The sequence below is a fragment of the Pseudomonas sp. EA_5y_Pfl2_R50 genome, assembly GCF_963970475.1.
Classification (GTDB): Bacteria; Pseudomonadota; Gammaproteobacteria; order Pseudomonadales; family Pseudomonadaceae; genus Aquipseudomonas.
On the sequence record NZ_CAXAPT010000010.1, the window covers coordinates 86,472 to 103,569 of the forward strand.

At 61.2% G+C, this 17,098-nt stretch carries 10 protein-coding genes and 2 pseudogenes; all 12 read right to left on the reverse strand.

Annotation, left to right across the window (positions count from 1 at the left end):
* Position 1 precedes the first annotated feature (1 nt).
* On the reverse strand, positions 2–2,161 hold the full coding sequence (gene glgX, locus AACY19_RS18165) for a glycogen debranching protein GlgX (RefSeq protein ID WP_339452537.1): 2,160 nt from the start codon (positions 2,159–2,161) through the stop codon (positions 2–4).
* 225 nt (positions 2,162–2,386) lie between these two features.
* Entirely contained in the window at positions 2,387–2,704 is a 318-nt protein-coding gene (locus AACY19_RS18170; RefSeq protein ID WP_339452539.1) for a DUF2934 domain-containing protein, read from the reverse strand.
* Between the two features lie 27 nt (positions 2,705–2,731).
* Positions 2,732–5,500, reverse strand: coding sequence for a malto-oligosyltrehalose synthase (locus tag AACY19_RS18175; RefSeq protein ID WP_339452540.1), 2,769 nt, complete (start codon positions 5,498–5,500; stop codon positions 2,732–2,734).
* A complete protein-coding gene (gene malQ / locus AACY19_RS18180) occupies positions 5,497–7,575 on the reverse strand; it encodes a 4-alpha-glucanotransferase (RefSeq protein WP_339452542.1) in 2,079 nt (692 codons plus the stop codon). Before malQ ends, AACY19_RS18175 begins: the two co-directional genes overlap by 4 nt.
* Entirely contained in the window at positions 7,572–9,374 is a 1,803-nt protein-coding gene (gene treZ, locus AACY19_RS18185; protein WP_339452544.1) for a malto-oligosyltrehalose trehalohydrolase, read from the reverse strand. Before treZ ends, malQ begins: the two co-directional genes overlap by 4 nt.
* 18 nt (positions 9,375–9,392) lie before the next feature.
* Complete coding sequence (gene glgA / locus AACY19_RS18190; protein WP_339452546.1) at positions 9,393–10,979, reverse strand: glycogen synthase GlgA; 1,587 nt, start codon at positions 10,977–10,979, stop codon at positions 9,393–9,395.
* Between the two features lie 498 nt (positions 10,980–11,477).
* Complete coding sequence (locus tag AACY19_RS18195) at positions 11,478–12,431, reverse strand: D-2-hydroxyacid dehydrogenase family protein (RefSeq protein ID WP_339452548.1); 954 nt, start codon at positions 12,429–12,431, stop codon at positions 11,478–11,480.
* A 13-nt stretch (positions 12,432–12,444) separates the two neighbouring features.
* A complete protein-coding gene (locus AACY19_RS18200; protein ID WP_339452550.1) occupies positions 12,445–13,491 on the reverse strand; it encodes an alpha/beta fold hydrolase in 1,047 nt (348 codons plus the stop codon).
* Between the two features lie 86 nt (positions 13,492–13,577).
* Positions 13,578–14,012: a YqaA family protein gene (locus AACY19_RS18205; protein ID WP_339452552.1), complete on the reverse strand. Its 435-nt coding sequence runs from the start codon at positions 14,010–14,012 to the stop codon at positions 13,578–13,580.
* Positions 14,012–14,458 (reverse strand): DUF411 domain-containing protein, encoded by a 447-nt coding sequence (locus AACY19_RS18210; protein WP_339452554.1) that lies wholly within the window; start codon positions 14,456–14,458, stop codon positions 14,012–14,014. Before AACY19_RS18210 ends, AACY19_RS18205 begins: the two co-directional genes overlap by 1 nt.
* A gap of 297 nt (positions 14,459–14,755) precedes the next feature.
* Positions 14,756–15,283 (reverse strand): annotated as a pseudogene (locus AACY19_RS27950) (methyl-accepting chemotaxis protein); the annotation flags it as partial.
* A 333-nt stretch (positions 15,284–15,616) separates the two neighbouring features.
* Positions 15,617–16,747: pseudogene (locus tag AACY19_RS27955) on the reverse strand (HAMP domain-containing protein); the annotation flags it as partial.
* Positions 16,748–17,098 lie beyond the last annotated feature (351 nt).

Here is a 17,098-nt window from a genome sequence, read left to right on the forward strand (position 1 = left end):
ATCAGTCTTCTTCATCACGTTGCAGTTCAAACAGCAACAGCGAACGGCCGGTGACGGAATATTCATGGCCGAACTCGAAGCGTTCCTGGCCACGTATGGATGGCTGATTGGTGTCGATCATGCATGTCCAGAAGCCGCCATCCGGCACTTCCGGCAGTGTGAAATTGACGATGTCGTGGTGCGCGTTGACCACCAGCAACAACGTCGCATCGCCGCCCTTGCGGCGGATGCCGGTCTCTTGCGCGCGACCGTCGAGCAGCATGCCCAGGCAGCGGTTGTGCGCATCGTGCCAATGCTCGGTGGTCATCTCGGTGGCGTCAGGGGCCAGCCAGGTGACGTCCTTGACGCCGATGTCCTCGTTGTATTCGCCGACCAGAAAGCGTCCGCGTCGCAGGATCGGGTAGGCCAGACGCAGCTTGATCAGGCGTTTGACGAACTTCAGCAGCGCCTTGCCGTCTTCGCTCAAATCCCAATTGACCCAACCGATCTCGCTGTCCTGGCAATAGGCGTTGTTGTTGCCGTCCTGGGTGCGGGCGAATTCATCGCCGGCGACGATCATTGGCGTGCCTTGGGCCAGTAGCAGGGTGGCGAAGAAGTTGCGCATCTGCCGGTGGCGCAGCGCGTTGATTTCCGGGTCGTCGGTCGGGCCTTCGACGCCGTGGTTCCACGACAGGTTGTTGTTGCTGCCGTCCTGGTTGTTTTCGTCGTTGGCTTCGTTGTGCTTGTCGTTGTACGACACCAGATCGTTGAGGGTGAAACCGTCGTGGGCGGTGATGAAGTTCACCGACGAATACGGCCGGCGTCCGCGCTGATTGAACATCTCGCCGGAGGCGGTCATGCGGCTGGCGAAGTCGGCGACCTGGCCGTCATCACCTTTCCAGAAGGCGCGCACGGTGTCGCGGAACTTGTCGTTCCACTCGACCCAGCCCGGCGGGAAGTTGCCGACCTGATAACCACCGGGGCCGCAGTCCCAAGGCTCGGCGATCATTTTCACCTGACGCAGCACCGGGTCCTGGCGGCAGGCCACGAGGAAGCTGTGACGTTCGTCGAAGCCATCGTGATAACGGCCGAGAATCGTCGCCAGGTCGAAGCGGAAACCATCGACATGCATTTCCGTGGCCCAGTACCGCAGCGAGTCGGTGACCATCTGCAGTACGCACGGATGGCTCAGATCCAATGTGTTGCCGGTGCCGGAATCGTTGATGTAGTAGCGCTTGTCGTCCGGCATCAAACGGTAGTACGAGGCGTTGTCGATGCCGCGCATCGACAGGGTCGGGCCCTGCTCGTTGCCCTCGGCAGTGTGGTTGTAGACCACGTCGAGGATCACTTCCAGATTGGCTTCGTGCAGGTGCGCGACCATCTCCTTGAACTCGGCGATCTTGCCGCTCGCCAGGTAGCGCGGGTCCGGGGCGAAGAAGGCGATGCTGTTGTAGCCCCAGTAGTTGGTCATGCCTTTGTGCAGCAGATGCTGGTCGTTGACGAAGGCGTGGATCGGCAGCAATTCCACCGTCGATACGCCGAGCTTGCGAATGTGTTCGAGCACGTCATCGACCATCAACCCGGCAAAGGTGCCGCGCACGTTTTCCGGCACCGAGGGGTGCCGCATGCTGATGCCGCGCACGTGGGTTTCATAAATGATGGTCTTGTCCCACGGCACGCTGACGCGGTGGTCGTTGCCCCAGGTATGCGCCGGGTCGATGACTTTGCACTTGGGCACGAACGGCGCGCTGTCGCGTTCATCGAAACTGAGATCAGCATCGGGATGACCGATGGTGTAGCCGAACAGCGCTTCCGACCATTTCAGCTCGCCGACCAGTTGCTTGGCGTAGGGGTCGATGAGCAATTTGTGGTGGTTGAAGCGATGACCGTTGGCCGGGTCATAAGGGCCATACACGCGGTAACCGTAGATCAGCCCTGGATGGGCGTCGGGCAGGTAGCCGTGATAAATCTCGTCGGTGTATTCCGGCAACTCGATGCGTTCGAGTTCGACTTCGCCAGCGTCATCGAATATGCACAGTTCGACTTTGGTGGCGTTGGCGGAAAACAGCGCAAAGTTCACCCCCAGACCATCCCAGGTCGCTCCGAGCGGGAAGGGTAGGCCTTCGCGAATTCGCGATGGCTCGGCGTGCGCGGTGGGCTCGGCTTGCTTTGGACGGGTCATGATTGCTCCTGCAAAAAATCGGGTAGTTCGGTTAACACTGCACCTCTGTGGGAGCGAGCCTGCTCGCGAAGGCGTCGGTACATCCGGCATCGCTGCTGGCTGATCCGGCGCTTTCGCGAGCAGGCTCGCTCCCACAGGGGATTGGTGGGTTTCTTGAGGACGAAGGCGTCCCCGGTGGCGAGCGAACCCGCCACACATTCATTCAGTTCAATAATCCGGTTAGCGTCAGATCGGCGAAGGCTTGCGCGGCGCTCGAGGCTTTTTCTCGACGGCTTTTTCACCCGGGGGAATAACTTTGGCGGCGGTCGCAGGCTTGGCCTTGGCCGCCGCTTTAGGCTTGGCGGCGGCGCCTTTGCTGTCAACGGCGGTCTTGCCAGCGGCTTTGCTGCCGGCGGCTTTGGGTGGCTTCTTTGGTGCCAGTGCTTCGGCTTCAGCCAGCTTGCGAGCCATCTCCCAGTGGCGAGCCTCCTGGCCATCAGGCTGGCCTTCCGATTCCCAGATTTGATAGGCGAACTCGCGGATGCGTTTATCGTCGGTGCTCATCGCAATGCTCCTGAACTGAACTCGTGCTTACGTTAAGTGTTGGATAAAGAGATTGACCGGGACATCCCCCAGCGCTTCGCTGATATTCAGCTCCCTGTTTTTTGTGACTGCTGCGCTTGAAAAAAGTCCCTTCAGGTTTGTGTCAGAGGCGGCGAACGGTAAAACCACCCGTGTATCGCCCCAGCGCAGCGCATCGACCTGAGGTACAGCACTGTTATCCAGCAGGGTTGCGCAGCGAACCGGCACGATCACAATGGCCTGTCGACCTTCGTGTTCACGCGCGAATGCGAGCACGTGATGCGCCTGCTCGCCCAGCACTTGCAGGGGCTGGTAAGAGCCACGCCGGAACAGCTCGGCGTATTCGGCGCGCAGGGCCAGTGCCTGGGCAATCAACGCTTGCTTGATGCGCCCGTCACGCCACTGGGCGAGCAAGTCTTCGAAGGCCACGGGGGCCTGCAAGGCGTGCTCGCGCGCGGCGTAATCCACGGGGCGACGGTTGTCCGGATCAACCAGGCTGAAGTCCCAGAATTCGTTGCCTTGATAGAGATCCGGCACCCCCGGCACGGTCATGCGCAGCAAGGTTTGCGCCAAACCGTTGAGGGCTCCGGCAGCGGCGATGCTGTTGACGGTCTTCGCCAGCGCGGCGCGCAGCAGTTCGCCGTCTGCATGGGTCAGCAGCTTTTCGGTGAACGCCTGCGCGGCGTTTTCATAGGTTTCGTTCGGCGCGCTCCAGCTGCTCTGCAGCTTGGCCTCGCGCAAGGCTTTCTGTTGCCACTGCCAGATGCGCTTGGCGTAGTCGGCAAAACCGGCGTGATCGTCATCCTGCAACGCCAGCGGCCAACTGCCGATCAACGCTTGATAGAGGATCAGTTCATCAGCGCTCGATGGCAGTTGATCGTCATTGCGCACCGGGCGGGCGAGGGCGCGCCACAGTTCGATCTGCTCGGCGTACCAGTGGCTACGCTCGCTGAGAACCGCGAGGCGCGCACGGGTGTCTTCGCCGCGCTTGTGATCGTGGGTGGCGGTGGCCAGCAGGTTGTCGGGGAACTCGGCCATGCGCCGCTGGTTGACGTCGTGAAAATCACTTAGCGGGGCACTGAACTGCTCGGTGTTGTAACCCACGTCATTGCGCGACAGCAGCACGGCCGAGCGATACAGCGCGGTGTCTTCGACGGCTTTGGCCGCTGCCGGCGACGTCAATTGCTGGAAGCGCACGCAGGCGTGCTTGAGGATCTTGCGCGAGCGTCCGCGCGGCTTGCGTCGCCACGGCGACCCCCCGAGCCACGTGGCGACACAGTCGAGCACCGGCCAGTCGCCTTCGCTGAGGGCCTGCCGTGCGCCGTCCATGGCCTGCTGGAAAAACACCTCGTCCTGCGCCGAACGGCCCATCGCGCTGATATAAGTGCGGTACACCGGGAAATGCACGATCAACGCCTGCAACACCCGGCGAATGGCGCCGAGGGTCAGGTCGCGAGTCATCAGGTCATCGCGGGCCACTTGCAACAGCGCCTGGGCAACGCTTTCACAATCACTGGCCAGCGAGCCGTTGAGAATCTGTTGCCGCGCCAGTTGCGCTTCTTCGATAAACGCGGCGGGGCGTTCGGTGCGCCGTTGCCACAGGTCGCCGAGGACGTATTCGCCATCGGGATCGTGTTGCAGCAGCGACAACTGATTCATGAATTCGTAACCGGTGGTGCCATCCACCGCCCAGTCGCGATGCAGGGTTTCACCGGCGCCGAGGATCTTCTCGACGTAGATCGGCAAGTGCCTGCCGGGCGCCAGCAGATCAACCCGTCGCCGCAGCTTGCGGCAATAGCCGCGCGGGTCGGCGAGACCATCGATATGGTCGATGCGCAGGCCGTCGACCAGGCCTTCCTCTATCAACTGAAAGATCTTGCCGTGGGTGGCCTCGAATACCGCCGGGCGCTCGACGCGCAGACCACCGAGTTCATTGATGTCGAAAAAACGCCGCCAGTTGATGTCGTCCGCCGCCGTGCGCCAACTGGCGAGGCGATAACTTTGGCGTTCGAGCAGTTGGTGCAGCGCGTCGAAGCCTTCTTCAGTGGTCGAGTCGTAATGCTTGAGGTTGTGTTCAATCGCCTGGAGAACCTGCGGATTGCTCGCCAGTTGCCGCAGTTGCTCCTTCAACGCAATGGCGAGGGAGTGCGCATTGGTCTGGTAGCTGAGCGTGCTGAAACGATCCGCCAGGGGTTTGAGCGTCTCATCGGCCTTGAGCAGTTCGCCGTAGTCGCTGGGGCAGATCGGGAAATGGTGGTCGTAATGCTCGACATGAAAGCTGCCCGCCTGCGCATTGAAGTGCAGTTTCAGCGTGCCTTCCTGCAAGGCCACGCCGTAATCGCTGCCGAGAAACGGCAAGAGCAATTGGCCTTCCATCAGCGGGTCGGGCGAGTGCCATTGAATGTCGAAAAATTCGCCGTAGGGGCTCAGTCGTCCCCATTCCAGCAAGTCCAGCCACCATGGATTGTCACTGCCGCCGACCGCCATATGGTTGGAGACGATGTCGAGGATCAGCCCCATATTGTGCTCGCGCAGAGCGCTGACCAGGCGGCGCAATGCGGGCTCGCCGCCAAGCTCCGGGTTGACCTGGGTCGGGTCGACCACGTCGTAGCCGTGCATTGAACCGGCCCGAGCCGCGAGCAGTGGCGAGGCGTAGAGATGGCTAATCCCTAGGCGGGCAAAATAGGGCACCAGTGGCACCGCTTGTTCCAGCGTGAAGCCTTTGTGAAATTGCAGACGTAACGTCGCGCGTAGCGGTTGAATAAGCGTTTGGTTCATTGGTCACGCTCGGCAGCCTGAAGTCTTGCACAGGCGAGTAGTTCCAGACGGCGTGCCGCATCGGCATTGTCGAGCAACGCTTCACTGGTGCCGGGCAAGCGTCGCGACCAGTTGGGATGGGCGTCGATGGTGCCTGGAAAATTGGCTTGTTCGTTGATGCCCAACGCGTCTTCGATCGGCAGCAGCACCAGCGGCGCGCGGGTGTGTCCGAGGAAACGCACGGCGGCATCGACCACTTGATCGGCTTCGTGGGACTCCTCGCGGAAGTTCTGCGGGTCCTGACTCAAGGCGCTGCGCAAACCTTCGCGCTCACGTTGCCGGTGGTGGCGCCATTCGATTTCACCGTTGGCGTCGACGAGACCCAGCCGTGCGTTCCAGTCGATGTCACGTCCATGCCACCAGCCGTTGAGCGTCGGCAGATCGTGGGTGCTGGTGGTCGCCAGTGCGTTGTCCGGCCAGTCGAGAATCGGCCTGAAATGGCAGTTGTTCTGTTCGAACAGCAGCACGCGCATGCCGAGTATGGAGCGGGCAATAAGCTTTTCCCGCAAGCCATCGGGCACGGTGCCGAGGTCTTCACCAAGAACGATGGCCTGATGACGATGGGATTCGAGGGTCAGCAAACGCAGCAGGTCGTCGACCGGGTAATACAGGTAAGCGCCGTCGGCGGGGGCCGCGCCATTGGGAATCACCCACAGGCGTTGCAGGCCCATGACGTGATCGATGCGCAAGCCGCCGGCATGGGCGAAATTGGCCCGCAGCATGTCGATGAACGCGCGAAAACCGTTGCGGATCAGGCCTTCCGGAGAGAACGCGGAAATCCCCCAGCCTTGCCCGGAGCGATTGAGAATGTCCGGTGGTGCACCGACGGTGAGCGAGGCGAGCAATTCATCCTGAAAGCTCCAGGCCTGACTGCCGGCACCGTCGGCGCCCACCGCGAGGTCGGCGATCAGGCCGATGCCCATCCCCGCACTGCGCGCGGCGGTTTGCGCACGCTCCAGGCAGCGATGGATCAACCATTGGCAGAACGCGAAGTAGCCGATGCGCTCGGAATATTCCTCGGCGAAGGCTTCGAGTGCCGCGCCGCGCGGATCGTGCCATTGCTCCGGCCATTGCCGCCAATCGAGACTCTCGCCACGGGCGGCGCGCATCTCCTGAATGGCTTCGAAGCGGCAGTGGTTTTCCAGGGCTTCACCGCCAGCGTGACGGAAACTGGCGAAGTCCGGGTGCAACGGGTGATCGCCGGCTACGAAGCCTTCATACAAGGCTTGCAGGAGTTCTTGCTTGGCGTCGGCGGCGGTCGGCCAGTCGATCAGTTTCAGGTCTTCCAGTTGCGCGAACTGTTCGGCCAGACCGGTTGCGTCGATGGCATCGCGCAAGGCCCGTTCGCCGAGGATCGCGCCGGGGGCGGCATAAAGTGAATTGAGAAACAAACGGCTGGAGGGCGAATAGGGGCTGTAGCGTCCAGTGTCGGCGCTGAACATTGCGTGCAGCGGGCTGATCGCCAGCGCTTCGGCGCCACGTTCGCCTGCCACGCGAGCCAGCTCTTCGAGAGCCTGGGTGTCACCGAACCCACCGTCGCCGGGGCGGCGCAATGAATACAGTTGCACGCTGAGGCCCCAAGCGCGGGGGATTGGATTATCGACGGCATCGGCGACGCTGAAGCAGCGCTGTGGCGCCACGGCCAAGGTGAAAAACTGGTCGGCGATGTGCACTTGCTGATAACCCACCGGGATCAGCCCGGGCAGCACGGCCTCGGTGTCAAGATTGAGGTTCAGTCGCGAGCCGTCTTCGAGGTGAATTTCACACGGGGTTAGCGGGGCGAAATAACGCGCCAGATCCACACCGACGCCTTCATCGGCGGTCAGCAGCGGCGGCAGGTGGCGGTCTTGTTGCACGGCTTGCAGTTCGAGCAGGCTGGCATCGATTTCCTGTGCGGTGCTGGCAGGGTGGCCGAGTCCGATCAGGACATTGCGCAGCACGGCGGGGGCGACTTTTTGCGGGCGGCCGTTGGCGTCGATCCAGTCGACAGCAAGGCCGGCTCGGCTGGCAAGAATTTCCAGTTGCGCATCGCTCATAGGCGCTCTCCATCCAGAGGTTGCAAAGGGGTTGCGGCCGTGAGGCTGACAAGCGCGCAATACGCGGGCAACGTGCCCGGTTCCGACAGGGAGACGGCGGGCGGCTGTTGAAACAGCCACACGGTATCGGCCTGTGGAGGGTTGACCACTGGCGTATCGCTGAGGTTCAGGTCAATTCGCAGCTCCCTGCCATCGCCCAGCCGCCAGCGTGCACTGACAGCGCCATGACCGAGCATGTGCGCGCCGAGCGCCTGCGTGCCGGACAGATGGGGAATGATGTATTGATGGCGCAACTGCAGCAGTTGCCGGTACAGCGCGAGGGTTTCCTGCTGCAACAACGTGCCGCTGCCGATCAGCCGTGGTTGCGAGGCGTGAAAGGTCTGCTCGGCGTTCGGATCGGGAATCTGCTCGCGTTTATGCGGATCAGCGAAGGCGCTGAATGCGGCGAACTCGTTGCGCCGGCCTTCGCGCACCAGCTCCGCCAGTTCACCGTGGTGGCTGGTGAAGAACAGGAACGGTTGCTCGGCGGCAAACTCATCGCCCATGAACATCAGCGGAATCATCGGCGACAGCAGCAACAGCACCGTGGCCGCCTGAACCGCGCGCGGGTCAGCCAGTTGATGCAGGCGTTCGCCGAACGCGCGGTTGCCGATCTGATCGTGGTTTTGCAGGAACAGTACGAACGCGGTCGATGGCAAGTGTTCGCTGGGCTCGCCGCGAGGTTCGCCGTGGCGGGTGATATGGCCCTGAAACACGAAACCCTGGCTCAGGCAGCGCACCAATTGTTCGGTGGGTTGCAGGGCGTAGTCAGCGTAATAGGCATCGGTTTCGCCGGTCAGCAGCACGTGCAGAGCGTTATGGCCGTCGTCGTTCCACTGCGCGTCGTAGTCGTATTCCAGCAGGCTGGACTGGTTGAGTTCGTTTTCGACAGTCAGCCAGACATGCCGGCTCGGATCGACCTGTTGACGGATGCGTCGGGCCATTTCCGAGAGGAAGTCCGGGTCTTCGATGGCATGCACAGCGTCCAGGCGCAAGCCGTCGAAGCGGTATTCCAGCAACCACATCAGCGCGTTTTCGATGAAGAACTCGCGTACCTCGGTGCGGCGGAAATCAATGGCCGCGCCCCATGGCGTGTGCTTGTCTTCGCGGAAAAAGCCTTTGGCGTAGCGGCCCAGATAATTGCCGTCGGGGCCGAAGTGGTTGTAGACCACATCGAGAATCACCGCCAAGCCATGGCCGTGGGCGCTGTCGATCAGGTGCTTGAGTTGTTCGGGGGTGCCATAGGAGGCTTGCGGTGCGTAGGGCAGCACGCCGTCATAGCCCCAGTTTCGCTCACCGGGAAACTGCGCCAGCGGCATCAGTTCAATGGCGGTGATGCCCAGTGCGACAAGGCGCGCCAGATGTTGCTCGACCTCGGCAAAGCCACCGAGCGCACCGACGTGTACTTCGTAGATCACCGCTTCGCTCCATGGCCGCCCATGCCAAGTGCTGTGTCGCCATTGATAGGCCAGCGGATCGACCACCACGCTGCGGCGGTCGAGGTCGCCGTCCTGCGCTCTGGAGGCCGGGTCCGGCACCTCCAGTTCTCCATCGATGTTGTAGCGGTAGCGCGTACCCGCCGGGCACTTGCTCTTGATCACGAACCAGCCATCACCTTGCGGCAGCATGGGCAGCGACTGGCCGTCTTCCAGTTCGACACTGACGTAAAAAGCATCCGGCGCCCATAGCGCAAATTGCGTGTGCTCGGCGTCCAGCATGATCGCGCCGTGGGGCCAGGTTTCAGTAGACCGTAACGGCATTGTGGTGAACCTCCCTGGTTATTTGTGGTGCGCTTTACCCAACGCCTTGGCGACCAGTTTTTCGTAGAGTTCGGCGTAGGGTTCAACCGCTTTGCACCAGTTGAACGGTGCCGCCATCGCCCGGCAACGCATGGCATTGAGCAGTTCGGGGAACGCGAACACCTTGAACGCACGGCTCAGGGCTTCGCGGTAGCTGTCGGCGGTGGATTCGTCGAACAGGAACCCGGTGACACCATTTTCAATGGTGTCGGCCAGACCGCCGGTATTGCGTGCGACCGGCAGTGAGCCGAAACGCTGGGCATACATCTGGCTCAGCCCGCACGGTTCATAACGCGACGGCATCAGCAGGAAATCGCTGCCGGCGAACATGCGTCGGGCGTCGGTTTCGTTGAAGCCGATGCGCACGCCGATCTGCCCGGGAAAGCGCAGGGCCAGTTCGCGCATGGCTTGCTCTTCTTCCGGTTCGCCGCGACCGATGATGGCTATCTGGCCACCGTTTTCAACGATGTATTCGGCTACCGCAATCGTCAGGTCGAGACCTTTTTGATAGACCAGTCGCGACACCACGGCGAACAGCGGGCCTTCGGAGTCATGCAATTCAAACAGTTCGCGCACGTGCGCGGCGTTGACGGCCTTGCCTTCCCAGTCACCGATGGCAAACGGTGCGAAGAGATGCGGGTCAGTGGCGGCATCCCAGCTCTCATCGATGCCGTTGGGGATACCGCTGAGCAAACCTTGCTGGGTTTTGGCGGCGAGAAAACCGTCGAGACCGCAACCGAAATCCGGGGTGGTGATTTCCTGCGCGTAGGTTGCGCTGACCGTAGTGATGTGGCTCGAATAGGCCATGCCGGCCTTGAGGAACGACATCTTGCCGTAGAACTCCATGCCTTCTTGTTGCAGGGCATGATTGGGGATGCCCAGCTCCGGGCACGAGCCCAGGCTGGTCACGCCCTGATAGGCGAGGTTGTGAATGGTGAACAGGGTCGGGGTGCGCTGCCCGCGCCAGTGCATATAAGCCGGCGCCAGACCGGCTGGCCAATCGTGGGCGTGCACCAGATCCGGGCACCAATGAATTTGCGCGAGATTGGCGGCGATGTCGGCAGCGGCCAGACCGAGCCGGGCGAAGCGAATATGGTTGTCCGGCCAGTCGCGACCGTTGTTGGCGCCGTAAGGCGAGCCTTCTCGCTCGTAGAGTTCGGGGCAGATCAGTACGTAGATCACCAGACCGTCGGGCATGTCCATGCGACCGATCTTGCACGGTGGCAGCGCGGCATGGCCGCCGAGTTCGCCGATGATGTGGATCGGGTTCTCGCTGTGCATCACTTGCGGGTAACCGGGAATCAGCACGCGCACGTCGTGCAGATGCGCCATGGCGCGGGGCAGGGCAGCCGACACGTCACCGAGGCCGCCGGTTTTGACCAGGTCGGCGATTTCGGAGGTGACGAACAACACTTTCTTCTTGTTGGGATTCTGACTCGCTACTGGAGTCAGCGTCTTGGTGCCGGGGACGTTGATCTGTCGGCTGCCGGGAACGCTGACGGTGCTCGATTCGCCAACTGACTGTTGAGCACACTCTCCCTGAATATCCAATGCCGCACTGATCATATGAATCTCCCGTGTTGTCGATCTGTTTCTTGTCTGTAACAAGCGATGGCCAAATCCTGTGGCCGGGCGCAAACGCGCCACGCATCGGTGAGCAAACGCTACCCAACACGCGCAAGCAGAATGGGTGAACGGGCCGTTGCAAGGATTGCACCAGTCGCTTTGGCCCTGTCTTTCAGATGACCCGCCGGCGCGCGCAAAAGTTTCGAGTTTTTTTTGGCGATGTGACCGGTCGGTTTTACCCCGCGAAAGTCAGTCTAGGCCAGATCCTAGAGCGGGCCAGAGCAAATGGGTAAATTGTTCGACAATCGGTTGGCAGCCAGTGCGGACCGTGCGGTGGAGAGGCAAACGCACCGACGAAGTGCAGGTTTTCTGGCGAGAAAGGGCTAAAGTGGTGACTGATCGGTCACGTTTTTGTGCTAGCGAGGCGGGCGCTTGCACTGTTGTGGTGCGGGCAGATTGTGGGGGATGGCCCAATCACCATCGCCATTTGGGCAAGACTCAATTCAACAGGCGAATCGGATTGCCCGCAGACCAGGCCTGAATATCCTCGATCATCTGCGAAAAGAATTGCCCATAGTTCTGCCGGCTGACATACCCCACGTGCGGGGTGGCGAGCACATTGTCCAGTGTGCGAAACGGGTGCAGGGCCGGCAGCGGTTCCTGTTCGAACACATCCAGCGCGGCGCCGGCGATGCGCCGTTTCTGCAATGCTTTGATCAGTTCGGCTTCATCGACAATCGGCCCGCGAGCGGTATTGACCAGCAGGGCGGTCGGTTTCATCCAGCTCAGGGCCTGGGCATCGACCAGACCGCGACTGCGCTCGCTGAGCACCAGATGCACCGAGAGCACATCGGCCTGTTCGAACAGTTGCTGTTTGCTGACATGACTGACGCCGGCCTGTTCCGCACGCTGCGCGGTGAGGTTCTCGCTCCAGGCGATCACGTTCATCCCGAACACCTGGCCGAATTGCGCCACGCGCTGGCCAATGCTGCCCAGACCGAGAATGCCCAGGGTCTTGCCGTGCAGATCGCCGCCCAGGCCTTGCTGCCACTGGCCGGCGCGCAAGGCGTTGGCCTCGTTCTGCAGATTGCGCGTGGCGGCCATGATCAGCGCCCAGGTCAGCTCCGGTGCTGCATGTTTGTAGCTGTCGGTGCCGCAGACCTTGATCCCCAGCGCCGCCGCCGCCCGCATGTCCAGCGCCGCATTGCGCATGCCTCCGGTGACCAGCAGCTTGAGATTGGGCATACGTTTGAGCAGGTCTTCGTCGAACCGCGTGCGCTCGCGCATGACGCAAATCACCTGGTACTTGCCCAGGCGCTCGGCCAGCGTCGCATTGTCCGCCGGGTAGTCATGCTCGAACGTCACTTCGCCGATACCCGCGAGCACGGACCAGTCGACTACGTCGCGGGCCACGTCCTGCCAGTCATCGATCACTGCAATCTGCAACGCCATCGGCCTTACCTCATCAACGAACGGGATTGGTTGTGTCCAGCCAGCCCAGCAGTGCCTTGTGGAACTGCGCAGGTTCTTCCATCTGCGGCGCGTGGCCCATGCCGGGGAATTCCACCAGCGTGGAGTGCGGGATCAGTTTCGCGACCTGTTTGCCGAGCACGTCATAGTGGCCGATTTTCGCTTTTACTTCCGGCGACGCCAGATCCTTGCCGATGGCGGTGGTGTCAGCGGTGCCGATCAACAGCAGCGTCGGCATCTTCAGGTCCTTGAACTCGTAATACACCGGCTGGGTGAAAATCATGTCGTAGATCAGTGCCGAGTTCCAGGCCACTTGCGTCTTGCCCGGGCCTTTGCTGAGGCCGGCGAGCATGTCTACCCAACGGTCGAATTCGGGTTTCCAGCGGCCATCGTAATAGGTTGTGCGTTCGTACTCGCGGATGCCTTGGGCGCTGACCTTGAGTTCGCGCTGATACCACTGATCGACGGTGCGATATGGCACCCCGAGGGCCTTCCAGTCCTCCAGACCAATCGGGTTGACCAGCGCGAGTTGATCCACCTGTTCCGGGAACAGCAGCGCATAACGGGTGGCGAGCATGCCGCCGGTGGAGTGGCCGAGCAGCGTGGCTTTCTGGATGCCCAGCGCCTTGAGCAACTGCTGGGTGTTGGTGGCCAGTTGCTGGAAGCTGTATTGATAGCTGTCGGGTTTGCTAGAGGTGCAAAAGCCGATCTGATCCGGCGCGATCACCCGGTAACCGGCTTCGCTCAAGGCTTTGATCGAACTGTCCCAGGTCGCTGCACAGAAGTTTTTGCCGTGCATCAGCACCACGGTGCGACCGTTGGCCTTTCCGTGGGCGGCGACATCCATGTAACCCATTTGCAGGGATTTGCCCTGGGACTGGAAGGCAAAGTGTTTAAGCGTGTAGGGGTATTCAAAACCTTGCAGTTGCGGCCCGTATGCGGGGCCCTCAGCGGGTGCCGCTGGTGTGGCGGCATGCGCGAGCAGCGGCAGGGCGGCGCTGAGCACCAGACCGGGCAACCAGCGGGAGAGCGAAACGGGCATAAGGGCAACCTCCATTGAAATCGGCCGATCCTGGAACGGCTGGATTAGGGCGACGTTAAACACAGGCAATCGCTCAGGCGTTTCGTTCAACCGAGCCAGCCCAGGGTCAGCATGGCGACCACGGCATAACGGGCGCCCTTGGCGAACGTGACAATCAACAGAAAACGTCCGATTGGTTCGCGCAGGACACCGGCCACCAATGTCAGTGGGTCGCCAATAATCGGCAGCCAACTGAGCAGCAATGACCAGTGACCGTAACGCTCATAGTGCTTGCGTGCCTTGGCCATTTGTCTGGGGTTGAGCGGAAACCAGCGTCGATCCTGAAAGCGCTCGAGCCCCCGGCCCAGCCACCAGTTGACCAGCGAGCCGAGCACATTCCCCAGTGTTGCCACGGCCAGCAAGCCCCACAGCCAGTAATGGTCGCTGACGATCAGCCCGACCAGCAGCGCCTCGGACTGCAGCGGCAGTAATGTCGCCGCGCCGAACGCCGCGAAAAACAACCCGGTATAAGCGGCCGCCATCAATGGGCCGGGTAGTCCGCCACCACCACGTCAGCGCCGTCCTTCTTCAGGCCGATCACCTGCCAGGCATCGCTCTTGCCATCCACTTCCATGCCGGGCGAACCCAAGGGCATACCGGGCGCGGCAACACCGAGCAGATCGTCACGTTTGCTCAGGTCCAGAACCTGTTCCGCCGGCACATGGCCTTCGACGAACTTGCCGTCGATGATCGCGGTGTGGCACGAGGCCAGACGCGGCGGCACGCCGTGTTGTTGCTTGAAGCTGGCCATGTCGCTTTCGACATGATCCTCGACCTTGAAGCCATTGGCTTCCAGATGGCTGATCCACTTCTTGCAGCAGCCACAATTGGCGTCGCGGTGGACTTCAATCGGGATCAGATCGGCGGCCTGGGCCAGGGAAGAGATGAAAAGAGCGCTCAGGGTGAGCAGACGCAGTTGGGTTCGCATGGAAGGTTCTCGACTTGGTTGGCGGCCAGAAAGAACGCATTTTGACCGGTTTTTTCTGCCCGGCATCAACGGAGTGTTTCCAGTTGCTACAAGACAGACTGGCAGGATGATCGTAGATCAACGCTGACAGTCAGCTGAGGGCGAGATGACAAATATGTCAGGCAGGTGTGAAGTCTGTGGAAGCGAGACTGCTCGCGAAGTCAGTCGTTCAGGCCCTGAAGCAGCGACCGACAGATTGTTTCCGCGAGTAGCCTCGCTCCCACAGGGGATTTCTGATTTACAGAAACCCCGTATGGATCAGCGGACTTTGAAACGCCCCATGATGGCGCTCACGCGGCTGTTGGCTTCGAGCAATTGTCGGGTGTTGAGTTCGCTGGCCTGGCCGCTCTGTACCAGTTCGTCGACCATGTGGCGGATCTGCACCATGCTGCGGTTGATCTCTTCGGTCACCGCGCTTTGCTGCTCGGCGGCGGTGGCAATCTGGGTACTGAGGCTGTTGATGTGGCTGACCGAACCGGCCATTTCGTCCAGCCCGGTGTTGACGCGCGCCGTGGCGTCGGCCGCAGACTGGCAACTGGCCTGGGTGTTTTCCATGGCGCTGACCGAGGAACTCACGCCTTGGGTCAGGCGCGTCAGCATCTCGTTGATTTCCGAGGTACTGGCCTGGGTGCGCGCGGCGAGGGCACGCACTTCGTCAGCCACCACGGCAAAACCGCGGCCCTGCTCACCGGCGCGGGCCGCTTCAATCGCCGCGTTGAGGGCCAGCAGGTTGGTTTGGCCGGCAATCGCGCCGATGACCCCGAGAATCTCGGTGATGCGCTGGGCGTCTTGTTGCATGTTTTCCACTTTCTGGGTGGCGCTGGCGACTTCGTCAATAAGGGCGACCACGCTGTGGGTGGCTTCGCCCACGACCACTCGCGAACGGTCGGCGTTTTCGTTGGCGCGCTGGGTGAAGGCCGCCGTCTCGGCAGCGTTCTGCGCGACGCTTTCAGCCGTCGAGCTCATTTCGGTAATGGCGGTGACAGTCTGGTCGGTTTCCGAAGCGTGGCGCAGCAGGATCTGACTGGTGTGCGCCGAGGTGCGTTGCAGGTTATCGAGGCTCGAAGCCATGGCGCCGGTCGCTTGGGTGACTTCGCCGATCATGTTTTGCAGGTAGGCGATGAACGCGTTGACCGAATGGCCGATGGCGCCCAGTTCGTCTTCGGCACGAATGGTGATGCGTCGGGTGAGGTCGGCTTCGCCACTGGACAGCGAGTCGATGTTGGCCTTGAGGGCTTTCAGGCGTTGCACCAATTGACGGATCGCGTAGACCTGCAACAGCACCAGCAGGATCACCAGTGGAATCTGCAACAGGCTCAACGTGCTGAGTACGTCGTCGCGCTGGGCGGTGAGCATTTTGGTCGGCAGGGCCGTGGCGAGGAACCATGGCGTGCCTTCAATCGGGCGCATGAAGAACGTGCTGTCTTCACCGTTGTTGTCGAACTCGACACGTTGCGCCTGTTCGCGGTTTTGCAGACCCGCTTTGACCTGACTGGCGAAGGTCGAGCTGGCGGCCAGATCGCTGATATTTTTCAGCACGATCGGCCCGCTGGTGCGCGAACTGTTGCTGATGATCTTGCCGTCGGCTTCGACGATCAGCATTTGCGCATTGAGTTCTTTTTCCTTGCGTGCCACCAGGTCGTTGAAGAAGCCGAGGGTGACGTCGATGGTCGATACGCCCCAGGCATTGCCGTTCTTCTGGATAGCCATTGCGCAGTTGGTGCGCGGCTCGGCACTGGCGTCGTCCTTATAGGCCGCAGCCCAGGCGCATTGCCCGCGCGGGGTTTGCATGCCGCCCTTGTACCAGCTCTGATCGTAGTAGTTGGGCGCCGCGTCACTGTTCCAGAACGTGTTGACCGCCAGCTTGCCCGAGGCATCACGGTGCCAGAACGTACTGAATTTGTTGCGGCCGGCTTCACGTTGCCCAGGCAACGGCCAAATCCCGCCACCGAACACTTTCAACTCGCCGTACTGATCGACCAGACCCGGCAACACCGTGTCGATGGCCGCGCTGTCGAGTAACGCAATGGTCTGGGTGATGCTGCGTTGCTGAGCCTGAACCTTGTTCAGTTCGCCCTGAATCTGCTCGGCGACTTCGGCAATGCGGTTGAGCACGACTTGCTCTTCGGTATGGCGCAACTTGGGCGCGACGAGTTGGCTGATGCCAACCACGGTCAGTACCGACAACAGGAGGATGAACAGCACCAGAAACAATGTGTAGCGGGCCTGAATGGTGCGAAATGCGGGCATGGAAACCGGTCCTTGAGCAGTGCTTCTTATTAGGGGGCAGAGGCAAAACAGTGCGGGCAACGCCAGCGTATCGTCGGGCCGGTGAGAAGCTTTAGGTACTTGCGTGCTAATAAATGGAAGGTCGATGACCGGTCAGTATCGGCACGGTTACAAATGCACTGACGGGCTGGCTATTTAGAGTAAGCAATCGGTTTTCATCTTGTTGTCATAACCGGTCTGCCTCAACGTTTATGGGCTCAAGTGGATTTGTATCGAGAATGTACAAGAATTGTAAAAAAGTGCGGAAATAGTTTGGTGCCATCACTTTGCCGACCGATACTCGCGGCCATTCACGTTGTTCAACAAGGATAT